Consider the following 9,731-nt stretch of genomic DNA (forward strand, 5'->3'; position numbering starts at 1 on the left):
CATCGAGACTTGCCGCAAGCGGGCCGTTTCCTCCTGGGTCTACATCGCCACTGTGATCGCCGCCGCCAGAAAGGGCGTCGCCACACCCTCGCTGCCGCCGATTCCGTCCGGGACGTGAACGGTTACGTCGGCGCAGCAGTATCGTCACGTCAGCACTCAAGCATTCTCACTCCGAAACCAGTTAACCGAAGTAGCGATGAACGAATAATTTACACCATCACAAGGCCTCAATACAGCTGGATCGAGCCGACTTGCCCCTGGTTCCGCCTTCGATTCAGCAAGTTGACAGTACCCTCTTTCTTTACAGCATTTCGGCGCCAGAAATCCTCATTTGCATGATCGATGGCCGAATAAATAAGCGCGTCGCTAACGAATAGGAGGATTATCTGGAAATGGAACACGAGTCCATTCGGTTCCATCGTAGAATGCAATATCCTTGAAACCAAATGACCATAGAACCCCATCTTTGGATTCTAACAAATTGCCGTCGAAAATCTCAGGGACGAGGCCGGTTTTTAATCTCTGTATTTTGTTCCCGTTAAAAATGGATAATCCGGTTTCGGATGCGAGATAGACTACATCCTTAAATACTTCAACACTGGAATATACATCATTATCATCCACCCCACTTACGTCCACGAAACCTTTTTTCCAATTCCCCTTTAGCAATGCACCGTTATACCCACAAATCCAAACTTCATCCCTACTTACACATTTAATGCACAGCAATATCTCGTCAATGCCGCACTCTACTTGACTCCAATCTTTTCCATCGAAGTGAAATATCTTACCGGAATCGCCAACCGTATATATGTCGCTTTCATCAATTCCGTTGACATCGTTCAATGCAAGGGCGTCGTCAAACAAGCTATCGAAATCACTCATGTCACCGGAATTAATGCGCTCGATACGCTGAGCAAAATCAATAACCGGACGTAACAAATTTTCGTCGAAGTGCTTCCATATCCCCCCTTCTCTCCGATAGACTTGCCCACTTAACCCACACACATATAGGTGGTTTCCAATTTCCCGGATCTTGCTTACATAACCATATTTATCAACGTCGCCCGTGCTTAATCCGGCATCGACAATTTCCTCCACCAATTCGCCCCCCACATACTCGAGACGCACGTTTCCATCTTTAGAAAGAGAACAGTACAAGCGCGGTGTGACAGAGCTAGCAACGCCAACGGAAACAACTTCCCAGTCCGCAAGATCATGCAAGACCCAGTTACTATCACCTTTCGCGCCATCGAATATAAAGATTCGCGTGTACGCATCTTCGATGTCAAGGCTATCAAGCTTGGCTGCGAGATACACATAGTCTTTTTCAATAACGCAGCCTGCGACAAACGTAACTGCCGCGTCATATTTTTTTTTTGCCATATATGCCTTTCAAATCAACAATCGTAGATTAATCTTACTTTGTAAATTTTCCTAGAGGAACTGTCCCCGTCCCCAACTTTTTAGGGTCAAGGGTTTTGCTTATACTTCCCCATGGATCCGCTCGAACTTTCATGTTTGGGCCAAGACCATCTAACTGGTGTTTCAAACGAAGCTCAGCGAGCATTTTTACAGCATTGCAATTTGCTATTTTCGCAGCCGCTGCCACACCCAATGCCTCCAATTTCCCCAGCTCGGCTGTTCCAACGGGTTTACCCACCTTGCCCAGTGCAGCTTCCGCATAATCGTAAAGCGCATGAATCTGTCCGTGAGCTTTGGTCTTGCTTCTATTTTGCCCTTCCACACAGATGACCCAACCCTCATTATTCGAAATGGCGCCCGGAATTCGAACACCAGTCTTTTCGTTTCCGATTCGAAAAACCCTGTCTGGGACAACATGGTGCCCGGTCAATGGCTTGCACGTGTCGGGATGATATCGTCGCAAATCACATTTTCCAAGCTTTTGCTTTTGCTTACCTTGATGTTTCTTCGGTGCAGTGTTCGCTTTTGGAACCGCGCCAGATTTAGCCTTAGCTTTCTTAGCGGCATCTGCCGCGGCTTTTTTTGCAGCCTCTGCTACCTTCTCCTTTAACTCTTTCTCAGCCTGTTTTTTGAGTGCTTCTTTCGCAAGACGTTCCGCTTCCTTTTTAGCTTGCCTCTTGATGAGCTCTTTTGCTGCTTTCTTTGCGGCCACCTTAGCGGAAACGACCGCAATGACCTCGATTCCGACCCAGACTGCTGCAGGCAATGGCATCTGGTTAACCGTGATTATTAGTTGTTAAGTCGCCATCACGACACACATTATATCCCTCGACGAAAACATTCATCGACCAAGAACGAAAGTAGCACTTTCCTTTGATGACATCGGTAATTGCACCTTTTTTGAAAGCTTTCGTCGCTGGCTCGTTTCCAGTACTAACTCTCAAAAACGACTTATCACGCTGCATTATTTCTTTGCCTCCAATAAATACCGTTCGCGATCCATTTATAGCATCTTTAGCAAATGCCGTGTTAGGGTACGGAATTGGCACCCCAACCTTTGCCGGATATGGGGCGCTATAACAAACGTCGGGAAAATTGGCTACAGTTAGACTATCACCAGCTTTAGCCACCACTTCGTGATCATTTGCATACACGTCATGCGCCATATTCTGCCTTTCATAATTGGATAAATGATTCTTTTATCAGGCCGCTTTTGCATAGCGGCAGTGCTAACTATGGTAAAACGACAGGATGGCTGCGGTTCGTACTCCCTCCTCGCCACTGGCCAACAATAAGGCGCTATTGCCTGGAAGGTAGATCTTCCTTCCTGCTTCAAACATCCAAGCTATTTGAATGCATCCAATTGCGCTGCCAGTTTCACCAACGCATTCCGCAGGCAACCATAATGTTACTTCAAGTCCGCTCCGTTGCTGAACTAACGCAAGTTCCTCAAAATAATATTCCTCACCGCTTGCGTCCGACAGGCAGATATCAATCTCTTCCGCAACGGCATCAGCATCTTTTAGAGCAGCTTTGACTGCCGCTGTTAGCCCAGCGGCGCGAAACGGCAAGTCAGCATTGCGGGTGGCGTCCTCCCTGGCCGTACCGACACCATAAACACGGAGTTCGGTAGCTGCTGTATCATCGGGATGCTGCAATAGCAGCGCTCCGGCAGCTTCACCCGGAATGTATCCAGCTCTCACACCGGTAGACATAATTCTTCCTTCCTTGAGGTGAGCCTGGACGGTGGCGCCAGTGATGAGCGAATCGGCGGCAACAACTAGAATGGCTACGTGCCCCCCAGCGTGTAACATCTTTCTTGCACGAATAAGCGCCCAACTAACAGAATTTTGACCCTCAGCGATCGTTTCAGAGTCAGGATGAAATGGGTGGTTAAAGCGTCGCTCCAACTCGCCCACCAGTCTGACGTCAAGGTCTGGGATGCGGCCAACGCGTCCTACCTCCGCTACACATAGAAGTATCGGCACCTCGGCAAGCACGATGCCGCAACGGCCTTCTAACGCCTGCCTGATCGCTGCAACTGCCATCGCAGCGAGTCTTTCTATATCAGGGACGGGGCCAATCAACAGTGGCACGCGCGCGCCCACCACTGGTTCGTTGGCGTAGTCCAGTGCGCCCATTTCATTGAAGTTATTGAGCCGGCATCGAAGTGCGGAACATGTGGAGCTTGTATCGAGGCCGACACTCGTCACCAGCCCCGCAGCTGCAACACAGATTTGAGGTGAGCTCATACCGCCGCCCCCGTGCTCTGATTAGCTGCGGTAGCGCGTCTTTGCGACGGAGTGCTGATTTCCACAGTCTCAACTTCGTCAGACGAGCGGGCGATCGGTAGCGAGACGCGCCACGTTACACTAAACCGCTGCTGGTCGGGTTCAATTAGCAGTGTGTCGGCTCGTGCGGCAACATCTACCGCAGCACTACGTTTTGGGTAGAAACGGACGTCAACAGTGAGATCAGGAATGGTGAAGTCGAACCGGCCAGAAGGCGTGAGCGCCGGATGAGTGAGGTTAAGCAGAGTGACGGTCTCCCCACCGGTTAGGCAAGAAAGCTGCTGATCTTCAGGTGCGCTCTGAAAATAGCGATCGTCGAAGTCTGCAGGCAAGAATGGAAAAACTTCATCCTCCCAACGGGCGCCGTAAGTTCCCGCATACTTGGCCCGTTGCGCCCAGCTCCGACCCAGCGGCCCAAAGCTCATCGGACTGTATTTCTTTTTAGGTGAGGTTATTGGATCAGCAGGGGCTTCGGTCTGAGGCATGGGCATATTGTTGATCAAAGATGATTTCATCTTTTTTTGAAATCCGACTCCTACCGGATTTAAGAGGTATACAGCACGCTCGGCTGGGTTATCGGGACTATTTTCGTAACCGCCGAACGCGACGTCGTAACTAATTTCCTGTCGAGTGAACGAGGCCGCCTGATTGGGGCGTGTTCCAAATAACCCTGCGTGCCATGTGCGTTTTCCGGTCACGTAAAATGCTTTGCTAAGAGTGCCAACCTGCATTCCTACTGCTACCCGTTCTGCTGCAATGCCATACGGCGCGTAGGCGGCACCTAACAAAAGCACATCGCACTTCGGCTTTCTGAGTACATAATCACACTCATAAACCGGAGCAGATAGGCCCAGAGCACCGGTCGCGGTATCGGCCATCCAAAGAGGAAGCTGGGTGGTCATCAGTCCCACGGCTTCGCCTGCAAGTGGAAGACGGTACGTTGCCTTAATGATAACTAGCAAGTGCTTTTGTCCGCTTTTGTCAGAGGCAGTAGTGAACTCTGCAATATAACGGGTGTAATTGGAGATATACATCGGAATTCTCAGTTGAGTGAAATAGCGCTACCCTTAATCCGATTCTGCCCGGCCGCCCGTGACAGAATATGATTTCCCCGTATCTCCACATTACCGTCGATATCGAGAGTAATACTGGCACTGCCGCATTTGAGAACTAGCTTTCGATTAGCTATCAAGTTGATTTCGTCGTCATCGCTCTGAATCTGCAGGGCTGGGCCAACTAAGCCGGAAACCGTTTTGGCTAGATTGCAATTACCTTGCGCGCTACTCCGCAGCAAGCCCATAACAACAGGTTGTTTGATCTCACCGTTCTCGAAAAGCAGCGCAACTGTTTTGCCAATATCGTCTTCCGTTATCGCCGCGAGAACCTTGGCACGCACAGCAGTCCCACCTGGATTTCCATTGAAACTAACACTGCACAAGCCCTCGCCGCAAATGCTGACAAGAACGCCCACAACTAAACCGGCGACTGGCGCGCTGTGCGTTTCGCTTTCCTCTTGAGCAGGCGAAACCATTGGTTGTTGAGCTTTGTTTTTCTTTAGATCAAATGGTGTTGCAGTAGTCATCTTCAATTCCCCTTGAGTTGCTGCAAACGCAGCCATTGGATATAACAGTGGGCGTGCGTGGGTAGCAGCATTTGTCCGGGTTGGGCAAACCAGCGAAGTAATGCCGCCAGATCTCGATGGGTTTGTTCGCCGCACATAATAATATCATCGAGCCAATCTAGGCTAATCGGTTCTCCAAGTAACAATTGCTGCTCAATATCAAAACTGTGTCCATACTCTTCCCACCACTTCGATACGATAGCCGCATTGGGGTAGGGGTAAGCACTCTGCAAGCGCGACAAGCTTATATCAGGAAGATAGGGTGTCGGGTCTAGTTCGGCTTCGCGTTGCAATAAATCAAACCCTGTTATTAAGCGACACGCTTCTCCTGCGCAACTACCGAATTCTGTAATGCGCATTTGATCAATCAAGTAGGGTACGTACCCGGCATGACCGCTCCATCCTAATGCTTGGATATATAACGTTCGATCGATCGATGTAGTTGATAATCTTTGCAAATACTCAAGCAATTCAATACGCGGAAGAGTCAAGCACAAAATCTGCAGAGCGCCGCTATTATTTGCACTAGACGTATTAACTAGCGCCATAAGGGTATTGACTGCTTTTACGCTATTATTCCCCAATGCAAGCAAAGCCCAGGCTGCCCAATAACGGACTTCCCCGTCCGTTTCTGGAGCCAATTCAAGGCACATTTTGATCTCCGAAAGAAGATCAACTCTTCCACACTGCGCGGCAGTACGGATTGCTCGTGCAACTAGCGCATTCTCACTACTAATCAGGTAAGCAAGGTGGTCGCCACCGTCCACCCGCTGGGTATGGCATTCGGCTAGCGCTGCATGCTGATACCGAACGTCAGGATTGGTCAAATGTGCGCGCAAAGTCTGCCCGACCAACTCATCGTCACTCCAAGCAAACAAGCCCTGCAACGCCGTTGCGCTACCCGGTAAAGGTTTGGTGTGTGCCAGCATATTTTGGATGACCTCAGGATCCCCGGTTTCAAACGCCATAACTAACGCGACAAATATTTCGGCACTAGCGTCCCGTGCGTCACTCAACATAGCTTGTTCCAGAACCATGCGCGCAACATTACCAGCATTACTCAGACCATCTAGATGCGCGTCGATAGAGTCGTCAAACTCAATCAGGTCACTAAAGCGCGACCGTTCATCCTCAATATACGCAGAACTGCGGCGCCACCAACGCGTTGCAGCCTCCTCTGCATGACGTCGCACCATCAAAGGAATTACATTTTGTTCGTGCTCGTGCCGTTCTGATTGACTGTTCATGAATTTTGGGTGCTAATTGTTGTGAATTTTTATTCTTAACAGCGTCGCCTCGCAATGCCGCGATATCGATCTTCGCCTCCATTTATCGAAGTAGTATCGTCTATCTTCCTTAACCAAGATGGCCTTCCAGCCCGTAAACGTGATTTCTTCACTTCTCCGCCAGGACAAGCATTCCCGACATTGATGATCTGATGTGTTCCGGCATTGGTCGCCATGAGCGCACTACAGTTGACGTCATAGCCAGTTGCAACTTTAAAGTTGCGTGATAACGATTTCAACAGTCGTTTATTAAACAGCCCAAGGTACATTAGCGGGAATATCACACTAGTGCGTACTGCACAGATAAGATAGCATTATGGCATAAATAACAACATCTGTGAAAAATATGTCATATATTTATACCTTGTTGCAAATAGAACGCCGTACTGAGGGCGTCCGCAGGCATGCTCATTTCCTGACGTAGGTCCAATGAACTTAGGAGGGTACTGTCAACTTGCTGAATCGAAGGCGGAACCCGGGACAAGTCGGCTCGATCCGGCTGTATTAAGAGCTTGGGATGCTGTAAATTATCCGTTCATCGCTACATCGGTTACGTGGTTCCAGAGTGAGAATGCTTGAGTGCGGACGTGACGATACTGCTGCGCCGACAGCTGGTTACGCTGGCACCCGAAGGCGTTGTTGATAGGGCCATGAGCCGACAGGAAACGCTGTGCATGGCCAGGTGATTTGAAGCGGCGCATCTGCCGTTCTCGTTGTCGCGTTGGCTGGTGTGATAGCTCGGCGCGATTGTTCAAACCTTTGTGCTGGCGATGCTCGACACCGGGCATGATCTGCACCTTGGCGGCCGCATAGCTTTTCAATTTGTCCGTGATCAGAACCCTTGGTGCATAACACAGGCCAGTGAGAAGCTTACGAAAGAACCGTTTGGCGGCTTGGTGTCAACGGCGATTTAAAACTGATACAGTTTTCGTAGTGCCAGCGATTTAAAACTGATACACCTCCGTCACCGAACACAGCCCGTGTTCAGTCAATTTCCGTGACCGCGCTCCCGCGCATCATTCCTGCCTGACGCTGATGCTTGAGCCTGTAGCTTTCGCCCGCGATCGGCACGATGTGTGCATGGTGCAGCAAGCGGTCCAGCAGCGCCGCGGTCAAGGTCGTATCCTGCGCAAACGTCGTGTCCCATTGCCCGAACGGCAGGTTGCTGGTCACGATCAGACTGCCGCGCTCGTACAAGGCGGCGATCACCTGGAAGAACAGGTTGGCTTGCTCCCGGTTCATTGGCAGGTAGCCGATTTCGTCGATGATCAGCAAGCGGTACGCCTTGATCGCCCGATGCATGACCGCCTTCAGGTTGTTCTGCGTATGCGCCGTGGTCAACGCCAGCATCAGGTCGGCCGCCGTCGTGAAGCGCGTCTTGATGCCGGCTTGCGTCGCCTTGTAGCCGAGCGCCATCGCCAGGTGCGTCTTGCCCACGCCGCTGGGACCGACCAGCACCACGTTCTCGCGCCGCTCCACGAAGCCCAGGCCGGCCAGTTCCTCGATCTGGCTGCGCTTGATGCCCTTGGCGAAGTCATAGTTGAACTCTTCCAGCGTCTTCACCACCGGGAACCCTGCCAGACGGGTCATCGTGCTCTGCTTTCTTACATTGCGCCCTGCAGCTTCCTCTCTCAGCAACCCCTCCAGGAAGTCGCTGTAGGCCATCTCCTGCGTGGCCGCCTTCTGGGTGGCGGCGCCGTAGCCCTGGGCCACGAACGGCAGGTTCAGGCTCTCGCATAACGCTGCGATACGTTCATGCTGCAGGTTCATGCCGCCACTCCTTCGCCTGCTCGGTTTATTACCAACAGCGCGTCGTACACGTGCAGTGGATGCTGCGTCGGCGACGGCTGCGCGATCCGGCTGATCACCGCCGCCGGGCGGGGCGGCGTCGGCACCACCGTTGCCGGCTGCGGACGGGCAGCGGCGATGTCTCCCCGCCAGGGCGCCGGCAGCGCTTGCAGATGTTCCACCTCGCGCTCGAGCGCGCCGGACGGTGCCTCCTTCGTCGTGCCATGCACGCGAGCGTTGGCGATCTCGGCCAGCCAGTGCCCCACCTCCACGTTGGCCGTGATCACGTCGAGCTTCTGGCCACTCTGCGCCAGGCGGCTGACCAGCGGCACATAGAACGAGCGCCGCAGGTAGCCGTTGAAACGTTCGACCTTGCCCTTGGTCTTGGCCCGGTATGGCTGGCACAGCTTGATGACGAAGCCGCTATGCTTGGCATAGTCCAGGAAGCCGGCGTGGAACCGGTGTTCGCCGTCGCCATAGGCATCGCGCTCAAGCACGACCGTCTTCATGTTGTCGTACAGGACCCGACGGGTCACGCCACCGAACGCGGCAAAGGCACGCTCGTGGCAGCCGATCAGGGTTTCCACCTTCATGTTGCTGACGAACTCCACATAGCTGGCCCGGCTGAAGCCCAGGGTGGCGCAGAAGGCGTGCAGTGGCGTGCCACCCTTGCGGAACTCGACCCAGTCCACTTGCATCTGCTCGCCCATCGCCGTCTCGAAGCGCACCACCGGATCGGCAGGCGGGGTTGGCCGCAACGTCCGCAGGAACGCGCGCAGCTGGCTCATGCCTCCCTGGTAGCCGCGTGCCGCGATCTCGCGGTACAACACGGTCCCCGGAATCGTATCCGGGTGTGCAGCCTGCTGACGCTCCCTCAGATACTGCTCGAACTGCTCCAGCTTCGTCTGGCGTTTCACCTTGCGCTCGTACTTGGGCACCGCCTCCAGGGCCAGGTGCCGACGCACCGTGTTCACCGCGCAGCCCACCTCCGCGGCGATCTGCCGCAGGCTTAACCCATGCTTCTTCAGTAGTTGAACTTCCACGTACACCTCTTTGGGTTTCAAGGCCGCTCCGCAAAGCGGCCATCTTCTCAAATCGGTGTATCAGTTTTCAATCGCTGCGTGTATCAGTTTACAACCGCTGCTGACACTTGGCGGTTGCGCCTGCTTTGAACAAGAACATCCAGCGTATGGCCATCCTGGTCGACAGCGCGCCAGAGATAGTGGTGTTTGCCCTTGATGGTGAGCACGACTTCGTCGAGATGCCATTTGTCGCCGCGCTGCGGCTGACGCCGGCGCAGTTCGTTGGCATATCGCTGAC

General features: G+C 52.7%; 9 protein-coding genes and 2 pseudogenes. All 11 read right to left on the minus strand.

All coding sequences use genetic code 11. The features are described from left to right. Positions 1–366 precede the first annotated feature (366 nt). Positions 367–1,386 carry a hypothetical protein gene (locus F1735_RS31145; RefSeq protein ID WP_167240595.1) on the minus strand — a complete coding sequence of 340 codons (1,020 nt, stop codon included), beginning with the start codon at positions 1,384–1,386 and terminating at the stop codon, positions 367–369. A gap of 34 nt (positions 1,387–1,420) precedes the next feature. Then, entirely contained in the window at positions 1,421–2,197 is a 777-nt protein-coding gene (locus F1735_RS31150; RefSeq protein ID WP_167240597.1) for a hypothetical protein, read from the minus strand. A 4-nt stretch (positions 2,198–2,201) separates the two neighbouring features. Continuing rightward, the gene (locus F1735_RS31155) at positions 2,202–2,591 is read right to left on the minus strand and encodes a DUF4150 domain-containing protein (protein ID WP_167240599.1); all 390 of its coding nucleotides are present in this window, start codon (positions 2,589–2,591) and stop codon (positions 2,202–2,204) included. A gap of 63 nt (positions 2,592–2,654) precedes the next feature. Further along, on the minus strand, positions 2,655–3,677 hold the full coding sequence (locus tag F1735_RS31160) for a hypothetical protein (RefSeq protein WP_167240601.1): 1,023 nt from the start codon (positions 3,675–3,677) through the stop codon (positions 2,655–2,657). Beyond that, positions 3,674–4,750 carry a DUF2169 family type VI secretion system accessory protein gene (locus tag F1735_RS31165; RefSeq protein WP_167240603.1) on the minus strand — a complete coding sequence of 359 codons (1,077 nt, stop codon included), beginning with the start codon at positions 4,748–4,750 and terminating at the stop codon, positions 3,674–3,676. Before F1735_RS31165 ends, F1735_RS31160 begins: the two co-directional genes overlap by 4 nt. A gap of 8 nt (positions 4,751–4,758) precedes the next feature. After that, the gene (locus tag F1735_RS31170) at positions 4,759–5,298 is read right to left on the minus strand and encodes a DUF6484 domain-containing protein (protein WP_167240605.1); all 540 of its coding nucleotides are present in this window, start codon (positions 5,296–5,298) and stop codon (positions 4,759–4,761) included. Positions 5,299–5,300: 2 nt separating this feature from the next. Then, the gene (locus tag F1735_RS31175; protein ID WP_167240606.1) at positions 5,301–6,584 is read right to left on the minus strand and encodes a hypothetical protein; all 1,284 of its coding nucleotides are present in this window, start codon (positions 6,582–6,584) and stop codon (positions 5,301–5,303) included. A gap of 667 nt (positions 6,585–7,251) precedes the next feature. Beyond that, a pseudogene (locus F1735_RS31180) lies at positions 7,252–7,516 on the minus strand (DDE-type integrase/transposase/recombinase); the annotation flags it as partial. A gap of 91 nt (positions 7,517–7,607) precedes the next feature. Continuing rightward, positions 7,608–8,393, minus strand: a complete 786-nt coding sequence (gene istB, locus F1735_RS31185) for an IS21-like element helper ATPase IstB (protein ID WP_167240608.1) — start codon at positions 8,391–8,393, stop codon at positions 7,608–7,610. Further along, positions 8,390–9,475, minus strand: a complete 1,086-nt coding sequence (gene istA, locus F1735_RS31190; RefSeq protein ID WP_167240610.1) for an IS21 family transposase — start codon at positions 9,473–9,475, stop codon at positions 8,390–8,392. Before istA ends, istB begins: the two co-directional genes overlap by 4 nt. Positions 9,476–9,555: 80 nt before the next feature. After that, positions 9,556–9,731 (minus strand): annotated as a pseudogene (locus tag F1735_RS31195) (DDE-type integrase/transposase/recombinase); the annotation flags it as partial.

This window comes from Massilia genomosp. 1 (assembly GCF_011682185.1).
Lineage (GTDB): Bacteria > Pseudomonadota > Gammaproteobacteria > Burkholderiales > Burkholderiaceae_D > Telluria_A > Telluria_A rubra.

Bases quoted from the DNA above. Each gene is read 5' to 3' on its own strand.
- F1735_RS31160 (WP_167240601.1), bottom strand. From the start codon at position 3,677: ATGAGCTCACCTCAAATCTGTGTTGCAGCTGCGGGGCTGGTGACGAGT.
- F1735_RS31170 (WP_167240605.1), bottom strand. From the start codon at position 5,298: ATGACTACTGCAACACCATTTGATCTAAAGAAAAACAAAGCTCAACAA.
- F1735_RS31150 (WP_167240597.1), bottom strand. From the start codon at position 2,197: ATGCCATTGCCTGCAGCAGTCTGGGTCGGAATCGAGGTCATTGCGGTC.
- F1735_RS31145 (WP_167240595.1), bottom strand. From the start codon at position 1,386: ATGGCAAAAAAAAAATATGACGCGGCAGTTACGTTTGTCGCAGGCTGC.
- istB (WP_167240608.1), bottom strand. From the start codon at position 8,393: ATGAACCTGCAGCATGAACGTATCGCAGCGTTATGCGAGAGCCTGAAC.
- F1735_RS31155 (WP_167240599.1), bottom strand. From the start codon at position 2,591: ATGGCGCATGACGTGTATGCAAATGATCACGAAGTGGTGGCTAAAGCT.
- F1735_RS31165 (WP_167240603.1), bottom strand. From the start codon at position 4,750: ATGTATATCTCCAATTACACCCGTTATATTGCAGAGTTCACTACTGCC.
- F1735_RS31175 (WP_167240606.1), bottom strand. From the start codon at position 6,584: ATGAACAGTCAATCAGAACGGCACGAGCACGAACAAAATGTAATTCCT.